Genomic DNA, 18070 nt, shown 5'->3' with positions numbered 1-18070 from the left:
CACGAAAAATCTCACCTTTACCCGAAATTATCGAATCGGTGATTCGATAAGCCAATTTCGGGTCCCCATCGTCTAGAGGCCTAGGACACTGCCCTTTCACGGCTGTAACAGGGGTTCGAATCCCCTTGGGGACGCCATTCCGATAATGAGTGAAAGACATTATCACCGGTTAGCGATAACCGAAAAAATCTTAAAGATGACTTGCGAGTCATGTTTAAGATATTGCTCTTTAACAATCTGGAACAAGCTGAAAATTGAAACATGACGGCTGAAATTTATCCCTCCGTAGATGTATTGGGATAAAGAGTAACCTGTCATAGAGTCTCTCAAATGTTTGCAGCGCGAACGATGGAAACATCTTCGGGTTGTGAGGTTAAGTGACTAAGCGTACACGGTGGATGCCTAGGCAGTCAGAGGCGATGAAGGGCGTGCTAATCTGCGAAAAGCGTCGGTAAGGTGATATGAACCGTTACAACCGGCGATACCCGAATGGGGAAACCCAGTGTGTTTCGACACACTATCATGTCATGAATACATAGTGGCATGAGGCGAACCGGGGGAACTGAAACATCTAAGTACCCCGAGGAAAAGAAATCAACCGAGATTCCCCCAGTAGCGGCGAGCGAACGGGGAGGAGCCCAGAACCTGAATCGGCTTGTGTGTTAGTGGAAGCGTCTGGAAAGTCGCGCAGCAAAGGGTGATAGCCCCGTACACTAAAATGCACAGGTCGTGAGTTCGATGAGTAGGGCGGGACACGTGACATCCTGTCTGAATATGGGGGGACCATCCTCCAAGGCTAAATACTCCTGACTGACCGATAGTGAACCAGTACCGTGAGGGAAAGGCGAAAAGAACCCCGGCGAGGGGAGTGAAATAGAACCTGAAACCGTGTACGTACAAGCAGTGGGAGCACCTTCGTGGTGTGACTGCGTACCTTTTGTATAATGGGTCAGCGACTTATATTTTGTAGCAAGGTTAACCGTATAGGGGAGCCGTAGGGAAACCGAGTCTTAACTGGGCGAATAGTTGCAAGGTATAGACCCGAAACCCGGTGATCTAGCCATGGGCAGGTTGAAGGTTGGGTAACACTAACTGGAGGACCGAACCGACTAATGTTGAAAAATTAGCGGATGACTTGTGGCTGGGGGTGAAAGGCCAATCAAACCGGGAGATAGCTGGTTCTCCCCGAAAGCTATTTAGGTAGCGCCTCGTGAACTCATCTTCGGGGGTAGAGCACTGTTTCGGCTAGGGGGCCATCCCGGCTTACCAAACCGATGCAAACTCCGAATACCGAAGAATGTTATCACGGGAGACACACGGCGGGTGCTAACGTCCGTCGTGAAGAGGGAAACAACCCAGACCGCCAGCTAAGGTCCCAAAGTCATGGTTAAGTGGGAAACGATGTGGGAAGGCATAGACAGCCAGGATGTTGGCTTAGAAGCAGCCATCATTTAAAGAAAGCGTAATAGCTCACTGGTCGAGTCGGCCTGCGCGGAAGATGTAACGGGGCTAAACCATGCACCGAAGCTGCGGCAGCGACGCTTAGGCGTTGTTGGGTAGGGGAGCGTTCTGTAAGCCGTTGAAGGTGGCCTGTGAGGGTTGCTGGAGGTATCAGAAGTGCGAATGCTGACATAAGTAACGATAAAGCGGGTGAAAAGCCCGCTCGCCGGAAGACCAAGGGTTCCTGTCCAACGTTAATCGGGGCAGGGTGAGTCGACCCCTAAGGCGAGGCTGAAAAGCGTAGTCGATGGGAAACAGGTTAATATTCCTGTACTTGGTGTTACTGCGAAGGGGGGACGGAGAAGGCTAGGCTAGCCGGGCGACGGTTGTCCCGGTTTAAGCGTGTAGGGGGTGTGACCTGGTAAATCCGGTTGCATACTAACCCTGAGGCGTGATGACGATGCACTACGGTGCAGAAGTAGTTGATGCCCTGCTTCCAGGAAAAGCCTCTAAGCATCAGGTAACATTAAATCGTACCCCAAACCGACACAGGTGGTCAGGTAGAGAATACCAAGGCGCTTGAGAGAACTCGGGTGAAGGAACTAGGCAAAATGGTGCCGTAACTTCGGGAGAAGGCACGCTGGCATGTAGGTGAAGTCCCTTGCGGATGGAGCTGAAGCCAGTCGAAGATACCAGCTGGCTGCAACTGTTTAATAAAAACACAGCACTGTGCAAACACGAAAGTGGACGTATACGGTGTGACGCCTGCCCGGTGCTGGAAGGTTAATTGATGGGGTCAGCCGCAAGGCGAAGCTCTTGATCGAAGCCCCAGTAAACGGCGGCCGTAACTATAACGGTCCTAAGGTAGCGAAATTCCTTGTCGGGTAAGTTCCGACCTGCACGAATGGCGTAATGATGGCCAGGCTGTCTCCACCCGAGACTCAGTGAAATTGAACTCGCTGTGAAGATGCAGTGTACCCGCGGCAAGACGGAAAGACCCCGTGAACCTTTACTATAGCTTGACACTGAACATTGAGCCTTGATGTGTAGGATAGGTGGGAGGCTTTGAAGCGTGGACGCCAGTCTGCGTGGAGCCATCCTTGAAATACCACCCTTTAATGTTTGATGTTCTAACTCGGCCCCGTGATCCGGGGTGAGGACAGTGTCTGGTGGGTAGTTTGACTGGGGCGGTCTCCTCCCAAAGAGTAACGGAGGAGCACGAAGGTTAGCTAATCACGGTCGGACATCGTGAGGTTAGTGCAAAGGCATAAGCTAGCTTGACTGCGAGAGTGACGGCTCGAGCAGGTACGAAAGTAGGTCTTAGTGATCCGGTGGTTCTGAATGGAAGGGCCATCGCTCAACGGATAAAAGGTACTCCGGGGATAACAGGCTGATACCGCCCAAGAGTTCATATCGACGGCGGTGTTTGGCACCTCGATGTCGGCTCATCACATCCTGGGGCTGAAGTAGGTCCCAAGGGTATGGCTGTTCGCCATTTAAAGTGGTACGCGAGCTGGGTTTAGAACGTCGTGAGACAGTTCGGTCCCTATCTGCCGTGGGCGTTGGAAGATTGAGAGGGGTTGCTCCTAGTACGAGAGGACCGGAGTGAACGCACCACTGGTGTTCGGGTTGTCATGCCAATGGCATTGCCCGGTAGCTAAGTGCGGAAAAGATAAGCGCTGAAAGCATCTAAGCGCGAAACTTGCCTCAAGATGAGTCTTCCCTGGGCCTTTAAGGCCCCTGAAGGAACGTTTAAGACTAAGACGTTGATAGGCTGGGTGTGTAAGTGCAGCGATGCATTGAGCTAACCAGTACTAATGATCCGTGAGGCTTAACCTTACAACACCGAAGGTGTTTTTAGAGAGATTTTCAGCGAAGTTCCGAGATTGGTTCTGATGGCGACACGAGAGTGAAGCGGTTGGAATGAAACAGAATTTGCCTGGCGGCAATAGCGCGGTGGTCCCACCTGACCCCATGCCGAACTCAGAAGTGAAACGCCGTAGCGCCGATGGTAGTGTGGGGTCTCCCCATGCGAGAGTAGGACACTGCCAGGCATCAAACCAAGCCGAAAGCCCTGAACTGACGTTCAGGGCTTTTTGCTATGCATAAAATAAATATCCTGACTGTATCTATTACTTTGGGAAATAGCTTTTTTGGCATATGTAGCTTAGTCTTATAAGGCAGCATAATGTTTTTTGCCAGAAAAGTGGCTAGCTCAATATATAATTGATAGCTCCAGATTATTATTTAAATAATAAAAATATCTATCTATGAACATGTTGATGAGAATTATCCGGATATATCAAAGATAAATCTTAATTCTTCAGTGTATTAGTCGATGAATTTCACGTTAATTAAAACAAATATTAGCCAGACGCCTCGAATCGAGTAGACTAGGCGAAAGATTATTTCCGTATGGGTACTGAACGTTATGTCTACTGAAAGCGCGTCTTTAAAAAACCACAATACGTTTGCGCTCCCGGTCAACGCAGCGCACCTGATCATAGCCGATAGAATTGAGCTGATGCTCAAGGTGTGGCAACAAACGCGCAAGCGTCAGGAGCCGCTACTGATTCTCGGTGAAGGTAGCAACGTGCTGTTCCTGGAGGATTTTTCTGGCACGGTAATGGTCAATCAGTTGAAGGGTATCGACGTTCGGGAAGATAGCGATGGTTGGCATCTCCACGTCAGCTCCGGTGAAAATTGGCATGACCTGGTGCAATATACGTTGCAGGCCGGGATCTGTGGCCTGGAAAACCTGGCGTTGATTCCTGGATTAGCGGGCTCCGCCCCTATCCAGAACATCGGCGCCTACGGCGTCGAATTGAAAGACGTCTGCGAATATGTCGATCTGCTGGACTTCTCTACCGGTGCTATCGATCGCATTCCGGCTGCCGAGTGTGGTTTTGGCTACCGGGAAAGTATTTTTAAACACCGTTTCCAAACCGGGCATGTCATTGTTGGGCTGGGTCTTCGTCTCAATAAACAATGGCAACCCAAATTGAGCTACGGCGATCTGGCCAAGCTGGATCCTGCCACGGTGACGCCACTTCAGGTATTTGAATCCGTATGCGCCATGCGCCGCAGCAAGCTGCCCGATCCGCGTGAAACAGGCAATGCCGGCAGCTTCTTCAAGAATCCGCTGGTGAGCGCAGAGAAAGCCGCAGAACTCATCGCCAAATGCCCCGGCATGCCGCATTATCCGCAGCAGGATGGCCAGGTGAAGCTTGCGGCCGGATGGCTTATCGATCAATGCGAACTGAAAGGATATCGTATCGGTGGTGCTGCGGTACACCGCAAGCAGGCGCTGGTGCTGGTGAACATCGACAACGCTCACAGTCAGGATGTGGTGGCGTTGGCGAGCCACGTACGCAAGACGGTGGCCGATAAATTCGGTGTGTGGCTGGAACCTGAGGTGCGTTTTATTGGCGCGACCGGTGAGCTGAATGCCGTAGCGGTGCTGTCATGAAAGATACCAAGGTTCCGTTAAAACTGATCGCACTGCTGGCCGACGGCGAATTCCATTCCGGGGAACATCTCGGTGAGTCACTGGGCATGAGCCGTGCGGCGATCAATAAGCATATTCAGACCATTCGCGAATGGGGACTGGATGTCTTTACCGTGCCCGGAAAAGGCTACAGCCTGCCTGGCGCCATCCAGCTGTTGGAAGCCGAGCGCATCCTCAGCCTGCTGGAAGACAAGCGCGTAAGCGTGTTGCCGGTGGTCGATTCCACCAACCAATACTTGCTGGACCGCATCGCCGAATTGCACTCTGGTGACGCCTGCGTCGCTGAATACCAACAGGCAGGGCGAGGACGCCGCGGGCGGCAGTGGATCTCACCATTCGGCGCTAATTTGTACCTGTCGATGTTCTGGCGGCTGGAGCAGGGTCCGGCTGCGGCCATGGGGCTTAGCCTGGTGATCGGGATGGTGATGGCGGAAGTTCTGCAGCGTCTCGGTGCGGCTGATGTGCGCGTGAAGTGGCCTAACGATCTTTATCTGAACGATCGTAAATTGGCTGGGATCTTGGTCGAACTGACGGGAAAAACCGGCGATGCGGCTCAACTGGTCATCGGCGCCGGCATCAACCTGGCGATGCGTGATACCAATGCGAGTGCCATTACCCAGGGATGGATTAATCTACAGGAAGCGGGAATTCAGATCGATCGCAATGAGCTGGCTGCAACCCTGCTTAATGAACTGCGTCAGTCGTTGAAACAGTTTGAGATAGACGGACTGGCACCCTTTATCGGTCGCTGGCGTACCCTGGATAACTTTATCGACAGGCCGGTCAAGTTGCTGATTGGCGAGCGGCAGATTGTGGGTATCGCCCGAGGAATCGATGCGCAGGGCGCACTGCTGCTGGAACAAGACGGGGAGATCAAACCCTTCATCGGTGGAGAGATATCGCTGCGAAGTGCGGAATAGTTAGAGAAAGGGGGACGGTAACGTCCCCTGAATCGATCGGTAGGCTTACTTTCTTAAACGCACGCTTTCAACGGCGTGGTTAGCGCTTTTGGTCATAATTAGGCTGGCGCGTTCGCGTGTAGGTAATATATTCTGCTGCAAATTCAACCCGTTAATTTCATTCCATAATTGGGTGGCGATATTAACTGCTTCCGGTTCCGGCAATTTTGAATAGTGATGGAAATAAGAATCGGGATTGGAAAATGCGCCTTGACGGAATTTCAAGAAGCGATTGATATACCAGCTTTGCAATAGCGTCTCCGGAGCATCGACATATATAGAGAAGTCAACAAAATCGGAAACGAATACGCGATGCGGATCGTGAGGATAATCCATGCCGCTTTGCAATACGTTAAGCCCTTCCAGGATCAGAATATCCGGTTGCTCGATGACTTTATTACCTTCGGGCACAACGTCATAGATCAAATGCGAATAAACCGGAGCGGTGACGCGTTTGGCACCGGATTTCACTTCCGACACGAATTTCACCAGGCTATGCATATCATAAGACTGCGGGAAGCCTTTTTTCTTCATCAGACCGCGTTCATTCAGCACCTTATTAGGATGCAAGAAGCCGTCGGTCGTGATCAACTCAACGCTGCGGTGTTCCGGCCAACGGCTCAACAACGCTTGCAACAGACGTGCGGTCGTGCTCTTGCCTACGGCTACGCTGCCGGCGATGCCGATGACATAGGGAATCTTTTGCCCGTCGGTGCCGAGGAATTGCTCGAGCACCGCCTGTCGGCGCAGGTTGGAACTGATATAGAAGTTCAACAGACGTGACAGAGGCAGATAAATCTGCGCAACTTCTTCCAACGAGAGATCTTCGTTAATCCCTTTCAGTTTAACGATCTCTTCTTCCGACAACGTCAGCGGCACCGAATCTCGCAACGCAGCCCATTGGGTACGATCGAACTGTAGGTAAGGCGTTGCTAAAGATTGATCTCTTTTTATCATAAGCCAAATTCTGCCTGTTAACGCAGGTTGGGAAAGGCGGCGGACGCCAACTCCAGAGAATAAACAAGCTGCATATTATAGACAGCTTCGTTTTTGGCGTAGACTTTTTTCGCAAAAGTTGTCGATAGGCAGCAGTTTATGTCAATTGTGCGAAGCGGCACGCAGTTGATAAAGCGGGGTTGCAAGGCGGTATCATCAGGGCCGGATACCGCCTGAAGGCTAGCTGGCGATGGCGCGCGAGGGTTGGTTCACGCTGAACAGACGTTTGTAATAAATGACGGTCGGATGGTAATGCCCATCGGGCCCCGCCGCATAATCCGGTAGCTCGCCCAAACAGCGATAACCCAGGCTGCGATAAAGCGCTTCTGCCGCCGAACCGGCCTGCGTATCCAGGTACAATAGCCCGCGCTGCTGTTGCAGTGCCGCGTGCTCCAGTGTTTTCATCAGAGCCTGACCTACGCCGTTGCGACGAGCGCGGCTATGCACCAACAGCTTCACCACCTCCGCACGATTACGGCCGTTCGGCTTCTGGCAGAGCTCGAGTTGCACGGTGCCAACGACGCCGCGCTCGTCACGGGCAATCCACAGCAGCAGTTCACCTTTGGCCAAGGCCGGTCGCAGACTGTGGAAGTAGCTCTCGGCGTCTTCCTGAGGAATTAAGGTGTCGTAACCGACAGAAGCGCCGTGCGTGACGGCATCGGTCAACAGGCGGGCCAATTCATCGCGGTAAATCGGCAGCGTAGCGGCGTTGATAGGCACTATTTTCATCGGTCATTCCTCCTGGGAGCGGGGTAATGAAGAGAAGCAATAACTGAGCCACAGCGGTGAAAGGCATGGCGACGGCAAAAGGGCAAGGGATCAGTGTAGCCCGCGCCGCAGTCCGGGGCAGGTATCCCCTTTTTGGTGCATCGATCCCGCTCACAGTTTACCGTCGCGGGTTAAGTGTTTTGAGAAGCCCGACACGGAGAAAGCGGCGCTCAAGGCTTGCAAAAAGTGGATAAAATTGTAGAGAATGATTGCCGCGAGTGATGAATGTTTGCACGCCGCAGGCTGCGAATTGCATGACAGTATGCAAAATTGACTGATTTATGAGCGAAAGTGCGCGTAAAGCAATTTTTTTGTTGCATAGGTCGCCCGCTCTACCTAGAATGCGCTGCACTTGATGCCGGCTTAGCTCAGTAGGTAGAGCAACTGACTTGTAATCAGTAGGTCACCAGTTCGATTCCGGTAGCCGGCACCATTCAAGTCACAAGTAATTAAAATCTGGTGGGGTTCCCGAGCGGCCAAAGGGAGCAGACTGTAAATCTGCCGTCACAGACTTCGAAGGTTCGAATCCTTCCCCCACCACCAAATCTTGCCTTCGGCGATTAACTGAGATGCGATAAATGCCGCAACGGTTGATGGCGGGAGGAGAGGGCGGAAGCCTTCGGCAAGGTTCGAGCTGTGCAGCGCAAGGCGCAGGCGGCCCGAAGGATGCGAGCCGAGTGATGAACAATCCTGCTCCATCCCAAAATTCTACAGAAAAATCAGGTAGCCGAGTTCCAGGATGCGGGCATCGTATAATGGCTATTACCTCAGCCTTCCAAGCTGATGATGTGGGTTCGATTCCCACTGCCCGCTCCAAGATGTGCTGATATAGCTCAGTTGGTAGAGCGCACCCTTGGTAAGGGTGAGGTCGGCAGTTCGAATCTGCCTATCAGCACCACTTCTTAATTTCTCGCCCCCTGATTTTCTTTCTGTTCTGGATTCAACGAGCAAATGCTTGGTTGATGTGGTGATACCACCGATTTATCCGTGTCTTAGAGGGACAATCGATGTCTAAAGAAAAGTTTGAACGTACAAAACCGCACGTTAACGTCGGTACTATCGGCCACGTTGACCACGGTAAAACTACCCTGACTGCAGCGATCACTACCGTACTGGCTAAAACCTACGGCGGTTCTGCACGTGCTTTCGACCAGATCGATAACGCGCCAGAAGAAAAAGCTCGTGGTATCACCATCAACACCTCTCACGTTGAGTATGACACCCCGACTCGTCACTACGCGCACGTTGACTGCCCAGGGCACGCCGACTACGTGAAAAACATGATCACCGGTGCTGCTCAGATGGACGGCGCGATCCTGGTAGTAGCTGCGACTGACGGCCCAATGCCTCAGACCCGTGAGCACATCCTGCTGGGTCGTCAGGTTGGCGTTCCTTTCATCATCGTATTCATGAACAAATGCGACATGGTTGATGATGAAGAGCTGCTGGAACTGGTAGAAATGGAAGTTCGCGAACTGCTGTCCGCTTACGATTTCCCAGGCGACGACCTGCCAGTAATCCGCGGTTCCGCGCTGAAAGCGCTGGAAGGCGAAGCTGAGTGGGAAGCGAAAATCATCGAACTGGCCGAAGCCCTGGACAGCTACATCCCAGAGCCAGAGCGTGCTATCGACAAGCCGTTCCTGCTGCCAATCGAAGACGTATTCTCCATCTCCGGTCGTGGTACCGTTGTTACCGGTCGTGTTGAGCGCGGTATCATCAAAGTTGGCGAAGAAGTTGAAATCGTTGGTATCAAAGACACCGTTAAGTCTACCTGTACTGGCGTTGAAATGTTCCGCAAACTGCTGGACGAAGGCCGTGCGGGTGAGAACGTAGGTGTTCTGCTGCGTGGTATCAAGCGCGAAGACATCGAACGTGGTCAGGTACTGGCTAAGCCAGGCTCTATCAAGCCACACACCCAGTTCGAATCTGAAGTGTACATCCTGAGCAAAGATGAAGGTGGTCGTCACACGCCATTCTTCAAAGGCTACCGTCCACAGTTCTACTTCCGTACCACTGACGTGACCGGTACCATCGAACTGCCAGAAGGCGTAGAGATGGTAATGCCAGGCGACAACGTGAACATGATTGTCACCCTGATTCACCCAATCGCGATGGACGACGGTCTGCGTTTCGCAATCCGTGAAGGCGGCCGTACCGTTGGCGCAGGCGTTGTTGCTAAAGTTATCGCTTAATCGCTGATAAAGTTTGACGCGACACGCGGTAAAAGGGCATCATTTGATGCCCTTTTTCTACGCTGTGAACTAGAACCTATCTCATCAGCGATTTTGCAGTCATAATCATTGGTGAGATGGGCTCTTAAACCGTATTGACTGAAATACGTCATAGCGTAAAACACCGGGATATCGCTAACGCGGTATCCGATCGGTTTGGTTTGCCTCGCATTGCGAGGCAAAGTTGTTTGTTCTGAATCATCATTGTGACAGGTTGGTTTATGAGTGCGAATACCGAGGCTCAAGGGAGCGGACGCGGCCTGGAAGCGGCAAAGTGGCTGATCGTCGCCGTTCTGTTGGTTGTGGCTATTGTCGGTAACTATTACTACCGTGATTTAAGCCTGCCATTGCGCGCGCTGGCAGTTGTGCTGATCATCGCCGTTGCAGGTGCAGTGGCTCTGATGACCACCAAAGGCAAAGCCACCGTTGCGTTTGCCCGCGAAGCGCGTACCGAAGTACGTAAAGTGATTTGGCCAACTCGTCAAGAAACGCTACACACCACGTTGATCGTTGCCGCGGTAACCGCCGTGATGTCACTGATTCTGTGGGGGCTGGATGGTATTCTGGTCCGTCTGGTGTCGTTTATTACTGGCCTGAGGTTCTAAAATGTCTGAAGCTCCAAAAAAACGTTGGTACGTCGTTCAGGCGTTTTCCGGTTTTGAAGGTCGCGTAGCACAATCGCTGCGTGAACACATCAAACTGCACGATATGGAAGAGCTGTTCGGCGAAGTGATGGTGCCTACGGAGGAAGTGGTTGAAATCCGTGGCGGCCAGCGTCGCAAGAGCGAACGCAAGTTCTTCCCTGGCTATGTGCTGGTGCAGATGGTGATGAATGACGCCAGCTGGCACCTGGTGCGCAGCGTACCGCGCGTCATGGGGTTCATCGGTGGTACGTCTGACCGTCCAGCGCCGATCAGCGATAAAGAAGTTGATGCGATCATGAACCGCCTGCAGCAGGTCGGTGATAAGCCGCGTCCGAAAACGCTGTTCGAACCGGGCGAACTGGTGCGCGTCAACGACGGCCCGTTTGCCGATTTCAACGGCGTGGTCGAAGAAGTCGACTACGAGAAGAGCCGCCTGAAAGTTTCCGTTTCCATCTTTGGCCGTGCAACGCCGGTGGAACTGGACTTCAGCCAGGTTGAGAAAGGCTGACCGAATAATCAGCAACGAGTGGCCCGTTGCCGCTTGTCAAAGGCGCGAAATTGAACTACAATTTCGCGCCTTTTGTTTTTAGATGCCTTGCCTGACGCATGTTGGGCGAGGTGAAACACGGGGAGCCTCTTGCGAGGCGATACTACCCAAACCGAGGAAATTTAAATGGCTAAGAAAGTACAAGCCTACGTCAAGCTGCAAGTTGCAGCTGGTATGGCGAACCCGAGCCCACCAGTGGGTCCAGCTCTGGGTCAGCAGGGCGTTAACATCATGGAATTCTGTAAGGCATTCAACGCTAAGACTGACAGCGTTGAAAAAGGTCTGCCGATTCCGGTTGTTATCACCGTTTATTCTGATCGCTCCTTCACTTTCGTTACCAAAACCCCGCCAGCAGCAGTTCTGCTGAAAAAAGCGGCTGGTATCAAGTCTGGTTCCGGTAAGCCGAACAAAGACAAAGTAGGTAAAGTGACCCGTGCTCAGGTACGTGAAATCGCAGAAACCAAAGCTGCGGACATGACTGGTTCTGACGTTGAAGCGATGACTCGCTCCATCGAAGGTACCGCTCGTTCCATGGGCCTGGTAGTGGAGGATTAAGAGATGGCTAAGCTGACCAAGCGCATGCGCGTGATCCGTGACAAAGTTGATGCTACTAAACAGTATGACATCACTGAAGCTGTTGCTCTGCTGAAAGAGCTGGCCACCGCTAAATTCGTAGAAAGCGTTGACGTTGCCGTTAACCTCGGCATCGACGCTCGTAAATCTGACCAAAACGTTCGTGGCGCTACCGTTCTGCCACATGGTACCGGTCGTTCCGTTCGCGTTGCCGTATTTGCCCAAGGCGCTAACGCTGAAGCAGCGAAAGCTGCCGGCGCAGAGCTGGTAGGTATGGACGATCTGGCTGACCAGATCAAGAAAGGCGAAATGAACTTCGACGTTGTTATTGCTTCCCCGGATGCAATGCGCGTTGTAGGTCAACTGGGCCAGATCCTGGGTCCACGCGGCCTGATGCCAAACCCGAAAGTGGGTACCGTTACTCCGAACGTTGCTGAAGCAGTGAAAAACGCTAAAGCAGGTCAGGTTCGCTACCGTAACGACAAAAACGGCATCATCCATACCACTATCGGTAAGGTTGATTTCGACGCAGACAAACTGAAAGAAAACCTGGAAGCCCTGCTGGTTGCGCTGAAAAAAGCAAAACCTTCTCAGGCGAAAGGCATGTACATCAAGAAAGTTAGCCTCTCCACCACCATGGGTGCTGGCGTTGCTATCGATCAGAGCGGTCTGTCTGCCGCAGCGAACTAATCGCATTTGCGATTATCGCTTTGACTTGGGGCCAAGATTTGTCTAGAATCTTATGCCCCAAGGTTTTGCTATTGGCTATGCCGTAGGCAAAACAAAGATTTTTCGGTTGGAGCCTGGCCTATCCAGGCCTCCGTCCAAGACCGCAGGTGTATCGCAAGATACTTAATCCTTCCTGCGTAGACGGTGACAGAGCCTAAGAAAATTTTTCTTTTTTATAAAAGAATGTCTTTGCTGGATTCTGCTCACCGTGTTAAGCCGCTCAGCGTGGCGTGTGACAAAGCGCTGAGTGAAGTGAGTTCCGGGGAATTTTCCCCGGCTAATCCAGGAGCAAAAAGCTAATGGCATTAAATCTTCAAGACAAACAAGCGATTGTTGCTGAAGTCAGCGAAGTAGCCAAAGGCGCGCTGTCTGCGGTTGTTGCGGATTCCCGCGGCGTTACCGTAGATAAAATGACTGAACTGCGTAAAGCAGGTCGTGAAGCTGGCGTTTACATGCGTGTTGTTCGCAACACCCTGATGCGTCGCGTAGTTGAAGGCACTCCATTCGAATGCCTGAAAGACACGTTTGTCGGTCCTACCTTGATTGCATTCTCTCACGAACACCCGGGCGCTGCTGCTCGTCTGTTCAAAGAGTTCGCGAAAGCGAATGCAAAATTCGAGGTTAAAGCTGCGGCCTTTGAAGGTGAGCTGATCCCTGCGGCGCAAATCGACCGCCTGGCGACGCTGCCAACTTACGATGAAGCAATCGCACGCCTGATGGCAACCATGAAAGAAGCCGCTGCCGGCAAACTGGTTCGCACTCTGGCTGCAGTACGCGATCAGAAAGAAGCGGCATAAGCCACTCTTTCTTAGCCTTTGCTAACGTATTTAAACTATTTCTGAATTTTAGGAACAATTGTTATGTCTATCACTAAAGACCAAATCCTGGAAGCAGTTGCCGCTATGTCCGTAATGGACGTTGTTGAACTGGTTTCCGCTATGGAAGAAAAATTCGGCGTTTCTGCTGCTGCTGCTGTAGCTGTTGCTGCTGGCCCAGCTGAAGCTGCTGAAGAGAAAACTGAATTCGACGTTATCCTGAAAGCTGCAGGCGCTAACAAAGTTGCTGTTATCAAAGCAGTACGTGGCGCTACCGGCCTGGGTCTGAAAGAAGCTAAAGACCTGGTTGAATCTGCTCCAGCCGCTCTGAAAGAAGGCGTGAGCAAAGATGACGCAGAAGCTCTGAAAAAATCTCTGGAAGAAGCTGGCGCAGAAGTTGAAGTTAAATAAGCCAACCTTTCCGGTTGCAGCCTAGTCTTTTAGGCTGATGGCTGGTGACTTTTTAGTCACCAGCCTTTTTGCGCTGTAGGGCGCCAGTAGCGTTTCACACTGTTTGGCTGCTGGTTTCGCCTCCCAATGTTTGTTTCTGTTGACGACTTAATATACCGCGGTCTTTGCACTACCAGGAGTTCTGGGGGAAGACGCGATGAAATGGTTTAAGCGTGATAGCAAGAGACATTGCGGAAAGTGTTCCCGCTTTCCGGTCGACAAAACGGTGTTGCATGAACTGTCCCTAATCGGACGGACAGATTGGGTCACTGATCAGCGAGCTGAGGAACCCTATGGTTTACTCCTATACCGAGAAAAAACGTATTCGTAAGGATTTTGGTAAACGTCCACAAGTGCTGGACATACCATATCTCCTTTCTATCCAGCTTGACTCGTTCCAGAAGTTTATCGAGCAAGATCCAGAAGGGCAGTACGGCCTTGAAGCCGCATTCCGTTCTGTTTTCCCTATCCAGAGCTACAGTGGCAATTCGGAGCTGCAATACGTTAGCTACCGTCTTGGTGAGCCGGTCTTCGACGTCAAAGAGTGCCAGATCCGTGGTGTGACGTTCTCTGCACCGCTGCGCGTAAAACTGCGCCTGGTTATCTATGAGCGCGAAGCGCCTGAAGGTACGGTCAAAGACATCAAGGAACAAGAAGTCTACATGGGCGAAATTCCGCTCATGACCGAAAACGGCACCTTTGTGATCAACGGTACTGAGAGGGTTATCGTATCTCAGTTGCACCGTAGTCCTGGCGTATTCTTCGACAGCGATAAGGGTAAAACCCACTCCTCGGGTAAAGTGCTGTACAACGCACGCATCATCCCTTACCGCGGTTCATGGTTGGACTTCGAGTTCGATCCGAAAGACAACCTGTTCGTGCGTATCGACCGTCGCCGCAAACTGCCTGCGACCATCATTCTGCGCGCGCTGAACTACACCACTGAACAGATCCTCGACCTGTTCTTTGACAAGATCGTCTTCGAAATCCGCGACAACAAGCTGCAGATGGAGCTGGTGCCAGAGCGCCTGCGTGGTGAGACCGCTTCGTTCGATATCGAAGCCAACGGCAAGATCTACGTAGAGAAAGGCCGTCGCATCACCGCTCGTCATATCCGTCAGCTGGAAAAAGACGACATTCAGAGCATTGAAGTACCGGTAGAGTACATCGCGGGCAAAGTGGTCGCGAAAGACTATATCGATACCAATACCGGCGAACTGATCTGCGCAGCCAACATGGAGCTGTCGCTGGATCTGCTGGCCAAGCTGAGCCAGTCCGGCCACAAGCGCATCGAAACGCTGTTCACCAACGATCTGGACCACGGCGCGTACATCTCTGAAACGCTGCGTGTCGATCCGACCAGCGATCGTCTGAGCTCGCTGGTAGAAATCTACCGCATGATGCGTCCTGGTGAGCCGCCAACGCGCGAAGCTGCCGAAAGCCTGTTCGAGAACCTGTTCTTCTCCGAAGACCGCTACGACCTGTCCGCGGTTGGCCGTATGAAGTTCAACCGTTCTCTGCTGCGCGACGAGATTGAAGGTTCGGGCATCCTGAGCAAAGACGACATCATCGAAGTGATGAAGAAGCTCATCGATATCCGTAACGGCAAGGGCGAAGTGGACGATATCGACCACTTGGGCAACCGTCGTATCCGCTCCGTCGGCGAAATGGCCGAGAACCAGTTCCGCGTAGGTCTGGTGCGTGTTGAGCGTGCGGTGAAAGAGCGTCTGTCTCTGGGCGATCTGGATACCCTGATGCCTCAGGACATGATCAACGCCAAGCCGATTTCGGCGGCGGTGAAAGAGTTCTTCGGCTCCAGCCAGCTGTCCCAGTTCATGGACCAGAACAACCCGTTGTCCGAGATCACGCACAAGCGTCGTATCTCCGCACTGGGCCCGGGCGGTCTGACCCGTGAGCGCGCCGGCTTTGAAGTTCGAGACGTACACCCGACCCACTACGGCCGCGTGTGCCCAATCGAAACGCCGGAAGGTCCAAACATCGGTCTGATCAACTCCCTGTCCGTGTACGCACAGACTAACGAGTATGGCTTCCTGGAAACCCCGTACCGCCGCGTGCGTGACGGCGTGGTGACCGATGAAATCAACTACCTGTCTGCTATTGAAGAAGGCAACTTCGTTATCGCCCAGGCGAACTCCAACCTGGATGAAGAAGGCCGCTTCGTAGAAGACCTGGTCACCTGTCGCAGCAAAGGCGAATCAAGCCTGTTCAGCCGCGACCAGGTTGACTACATGGACGTATCCACCCAACAGGTTGTTTCCGTTGGTGCTTCACTGATTCCATTCCTGGAACACGATGACGCCAACCGTGCATTGATGGGTGCGAACATGCAACGTCAGGCCGTACCTACCCTGCGCGCTGACAAGCCGCTGGTCGGTACCGGTATGGAACGCGCTGTAGCGGTTGACTCCGGCGTAACCGCCGTTGCCAAACGCGGCGGTGTGATCCAGTACGTGGATGCTTCCCGTATCGTTATCAAAGTTAACGAAGACGAGATGTACCCGGGCGAAGCAGGTATCGATATTTACAACCTGACCAAGTACACCCGTTCTAACCAGAACACCTGCATCAACCAGATGCCGTGTGTGAGTCTGGGTGAGCCAATCGAGCGCGGCGACGTGCTGGCGGATGGCCCATCGACAGACCTGGGCGAACTGGCACTGGGCCAGAACATGCGCGTAGCGTTCATGCCTTGGAACGGCTACAACTTCGAAGACTCCATCTTGGTCTCCGAGCGCGTGGTGCAGGAAGATCGCTTCACCACCATCCACATCCAGGAACTGGCGTGCGTGTCTCGCGACACCAAGCTGGGGCCTGAAGAGATCACCGCCGACATCCCTAACGTGGGTGAAGCTGCGCTCTCCAAGCTGGATGAATCCGGTATCGTGTATATCGGTGCGGAAGTGACCGGCGGTGACATCCTGGTCGGTAAGGTAACGCCTAAAGGCGAAACCCAGCTGACGCCGGAAGAGAAACTGCTGCGTGCGATCTTCGGTGAGAAAGCGTCTGACGTTAAAGACTCTTCTCTGCGTGTGCCGAACGGCGTTTCCGGTACGGTTATTGACGTGCAGGTCTTCACCCGCGATGGCGTGGAAAAAGACAAGCGTGCGTTGGAAATCGAAGAGATGCAGCTGAAGCAGGCGAAGAAAGACCTGACTGAAGAACTGCAGATCCTGGAAGCTGGCCTGTTTGCGCGTATCCACGCGGTGCTGGTTGCCGGTGGCATCGAAGCCGACAAGCTGAGCAAGCTGCCGCGCGATCGCTGGCTGGAACTGGGCCTGACCGACGAAGAGAAGCAAAACCAGCTGGAACAGCTGGCTGAGCAGTACGACGAACTGAAATCCGACTTCGAGAAGAAGCTGGAAGCCAAGCGTCGTAAGATCACTCAGGGCGACGATCTGGCGCCGGGCGTGCTGAAAATCGTCAAGGTTTATCTGGCCGTTAAACGTCAGATCCAACCGGGTGACAAGATGGCGGGCCGCCACGGTAACAAGGGTGTTATCTCCAAGATCAACCCGATCGAAGATATGCCTTACGATGAAAACGGCACGCCGGTAGACATCGTACTGAACCCGCTGGGCGTACCATCACGTATGAACATCGGTCAGATCCTGGAAACCCACCTGGGTATGGCTGCGAAAGGCATCGGTGAGAAGATCAACCAGATGCTGAAGCAGCAGCAGGAAGTGGCCAAGCTGCGTGAGTTCATCCAGAAGGCCTACGATCTGGGCGACGACGTTTGCCAGAAAGTTGACCTGAACACCTTCAGCGACGACGAAGTGCTGCGTCTGGCAGAGAACCTGAAAAAAGGTATGCCGATCGCAACGCCGGTGTTTGACGGTGCGAAAGAGACTGAAATCAAGCAACTGCTGGAAATGGGCGGTATCCCGACCTCCGGTCAGATCACGCTGTTCGATGGCCGTACCGGTGAGCAATTCGAGCGCCAGGTTACTGTCGGCTATATGTACATGCTGAAACTGAACCACTTGGTTGACGATAAAATGCACGCCCGTTCAACCGGTTCTTACAGCTTGGTGACTCAGCAACCTCTGGGTGGTAAAGCGCAGTTCGGTGGTCAACGCTTCGGTGAGATGGAAGTGTGGGCACTGGAAGCATACGGCGCGGCTTATACCCTGCAGGAAATGCTCACCGTTAAGTCGGATGACGTTAACGGCCGTACCAAGATGTACAAAAACATCGTGGATGGCGACCACCGGATGGAGCCAGGCATGCCGGAATCCTTCAACGTACTGTTGAAAGAAATCCGCTCGCTCGGCATCAACATCGAACTGGAAGACGAGTAATCGTCATTCCGGCTCAGGCTCCCCGCCTAAGGGAGCCTGAGGGTGGTTGTTCAGGTCACACGGGTACCTACTGCGGTTGTGGGTACCC

General features: G+C 52.8%; 12 protein-coding genes, 5 tRNA genes, 2 rRNA genes and 1 other RNA gene. 18 read left to right on the top strand and 2 right to left on the bottom strand.

The genetic code is table 11. The features are described from left to right. Positions 1-61: 61 nt before the first annotated feature. From ACYF6X_RS19135 to birA, 5 genes are all read left to right on the top strand, one after another. A tRNA-Glu gene (locus tag ACYF6X_RS19135) sits at positions 62-137 on the top strand. Positions 138-371: 234 nt separating this feature from the next. Then, positions 372-3279 (top strand): 23S ribosomal RNA (locus tag ACYF6X_RS19130). Between the two features lie 99 nt (positions 3280-3378). Beyond that, positions 3379-3494: ribosomal RNA gene (rrf, locus tag ACYF6X_RS19125) — 5S ribosomal RNA — on the top strand. Positions 3495-3871: 377 nt separating this feature from the next. Then, complete coding sequence (murB, locus tag ACYF6X_RS19120; protein WP_107228143.1) at positions 3872-4909, top strand: UDP-N-acetylmuramate dehydrogenase; 1038 nt, start codon at positions 3872-3874, stop codon at positions 4907-4909. Then, positions 4906-5868, top strand: coding sequence for a bifunctional biotin--[acetyl-CoA-carboxylase] ligase/biotin operon repressor BirA (gene birA, locus ACYF6X_RS19115; protein WP_063988434.1), 963 nt, complete (start codon positions 4906-4908; stop codon positions 5866-5868). The genes murB and birA overlap by 4 nt, the downstream gene beginning before the upstream one ends. A 45-nt stretch (positions 5869-5913) precedes the next feature. On the opposite strand, the gene coaA is transcribed toward birA, so the two are convergent. Then, entirely contained in the window at positions 5914-6864 is a 951-nt protein-coding gene (gene coaA / locus ACYF6X_RS19110; RefSeq protein WP_107228142.1) for a type I pantothenate kinase, read from the bottom strand. Positions 6865-7083: 219 nt separating this feature from the next. Continuing rightward, positions 7084-7632: a GNAT family N-acetyltransferase gene (locus ACYF6X_RS19105; protein ID WP_063988436.1), complete on the bottom strand. Its 549-nt coding sequence runs from the start codon at positions 7630-7632 to the stop codon at positions 7084-7086. Positions 7633-8028: 396 nt separating this feature from the next. On the opposite strand from ACYF6X_RS19105, the gene ACYF6X_RS19100 reads away from it, so the two are divergent. The 13 genes from ACYF6X_RS19100 to rpoB all read left to right on the top strand — a co-directional run bounded on the left by ACYF6X_RS19100 (position 8029) and on the right by rpoB (position 17982). After that, positions 8029-8104, top strand: a tRNA-Thr gene (locus ACYF6X_RS19100). 25 nt (positions 8105-8129) lie between these two features. Beyond that, a tRNA-Tyr gene (locus tag ACYF6X_RS19095) sits at positions 8130-8214 on the top strand. A gap of 46 nt (positions 8215-8260) precedes the next feature. Then, positions 8261-8376: non-coding RNA, RtT sRNA (locus tag ACYF6X_RS19090), on the top strand. A gap of 36 nt (positions 8377-8412) precedes the next feature. Further along, positions 8413-8487: transfer RNA gene (locus ACYF6X_RS19085), tRNA-Gly, on the top strand. 6 nt (positions 8488-8493) lie between these two features. Then, positions 8494-8569 (top strand) — tRNA-Thr (locus tag ACYF6X_RS19080). A gap of 109 nt (positions 8570-8678) precedes the next feature. Further along, positions 8679-9863: an elongation factor Tu gene (gene tuf, locus ACYF6X_RS19075; protein WP_055314187.1), complete on the top strand. Its 1185-nt coding sequence runs from the start codon at positions 8679-8681 to the stop codon at positions 9861-9863. A 260-nt stretch (positions 9864-10123) separates the two neighbouring features. Beyond that, positions 10124-10507: a preprotein translocase subunit SecE gene (gene secE, locus ACYF6X_RS19070; RefSeq protein ID WP_004929916.1), complete on the top strand. Its 384-nt coding sequence runs from the start codon at positions 10124-10126 to the stop codon at positions 10505-10507. A 1-nt stretch (position 10508) separates the two neighbouring features. After that, positions 10509-11054, top strand: coding sequence for a transcription termination/antitermination protein NusG (gene nusG, locus ACYF6X_RS19065; RefSeq protein ID WP_004929914.1), 546 nt, complete (start codon positions 10509-10511; stop codon positions 11052-11054). Between the two features lie 165 nt (positions 11055-11219). After that, positions 11220-11648, top strand: a complete 429-nt coding sequence (gene rplK / locus ACYF6X_RS19060) for a 50S ribosomal protein L11 (RefSeq protein WP_015376316.1) — start codon at positions 11220-11222, stop codon at positions 11646-11648. A gap of 3 nt (positions 11649-11651) precedes the next feature. Beyond that, entirely contained in the window at positions 11652-12356 is a 705-nt protein-coding gene (gene rplA / locus ACYF6X_RS19055; RefSeq protein ID WP_019456443.1) for a 50S ribosomal protein L1, read from the top strand. Positions 12357-12694: 338 nt separating this feature from the next. Further along, positions 12695-13192 (top strand): 50S ribosomal protein L10, encoded by a 498-nt coding sequence (gene rplJ, locus ACYF6X_RS19050; protein WP_047729348.1) that lies wholly within the window; start codon positions 12695-12697, stop codon positions 13190-13192. Between the two features lie 63 nt (positions 13193-13255). Then, the gene (gene rplL, locus ACYF6X_RS19045; protein WP_004929903.1) at positions 13256-13621 is read left to right on the top strand and encodes a 50S ribosomal protein L7/L12; all 366 of its coding nucleotides are present in this window, start codon (positions 13256-13258) and stop codon (positions 13619-13621) included. Between the two features lie 332 nt (positions 13622-13953). After that, complete coding sequence (gene rpoB / locus ACYF6X_RS19040; protein WP_063991784.1) at positions 13954-17982, top strand: DNA-directed RNA polymerase subunit beta; 4029 nt, start codon at positions 13954-13956, stop codon at positions 17980-17982. Positions 17983-18070 lie beyond the last annotated feature (88 nt).

Source organism: Serratia sp. ID 25-353 (genome assembly GCF_054792795.1).
This window is presented reverse-complemented; position numbering and strand designations above follow the sequence as displayed.

Excerpts from the sequence above, each read along its gene's own strand:
- murB (WP_107228143.1), top strand. The coding sequence starts at position 3,872 with ATGTCTACTGAAAGCGCGTCTTTAAAAAACCACAATACGTTTGCGCTC.
- birA (WP_063988434.1), top strand. The coding sequence starts at position 4,906 with ATGAAAGATACCAAGGTTCCGTTAAAACTGATCGCACTGCTGGCCGAC.
- coaA (WP_107228142.1), bottom strand. The coding sequence starts at position 6,864 with ATGATAAAAAGAGATCAATCTTTAGCAACGCCTTACCTACAGTTCGAT.
- ACYF6X_RS19105 (WP_063988436.1), bottom strand. The coding sequence starts at position 7,632 with ATGAAAATAGTGCCTATCAACGCCGCTACGCTGCCGATTTACCGCGAT.
- tuf (WP_055314187.1), top strand. The coding sequence starts at position 8,679 with ATGTCTAAAGAAAAGTTTGAACGTACAAAACCGCACGTTAACGTCGGT.
- secE (WP_004929916.1), top strand. The coding sequence starts at position 10,124 with ATGAGTGCGAATACCGAGGCTCAAGGGAGCGGACGCGGCCTGGAAGCG.
- nusG (WP_004929914.1), top strand. The coding sequence starts at position 10,509 with ATGTCTGAAGCTCCAAAAAAACGTTGGTACGTCGTTCAGGCGTTTTCC.
- rplK (WP_015376316.1), top strand. The coding sequence starts at position 11,220 with ATGGCTAAGAAAGTACAAGCCTACGTCAAGCTGCAAGTTGCAGCTGGT.
- rplA (WP_019456443.1), top strand. The coding sequence starts at position 11,652 with ATGGCTAAGCTGACCAAGCGCATGCGCGTGATCCGTGACAAAGTTGAT.
- rplJ (WP_047729348.1), top strand. The coding sequence starts at position 12,695 with ATGGCATTAAATCTTCAAGACAAACAAGCGATTGTTGCTGAAGTCAGC.
- rplL (WP_004929903.1), top strand. The coding sequence starts at position 13,256 with ATGTCTATCACTAAAGACCAAATCCTGGAAGCAGTTGCCGCTATGTCC.
- rpoB (WP_063991784.1), top strand. The coding sequence starts at position 13,954 with ATGGTTTACTCCTATACCGAGAAAAAACGTATTCGTAAGGATTTTGGT.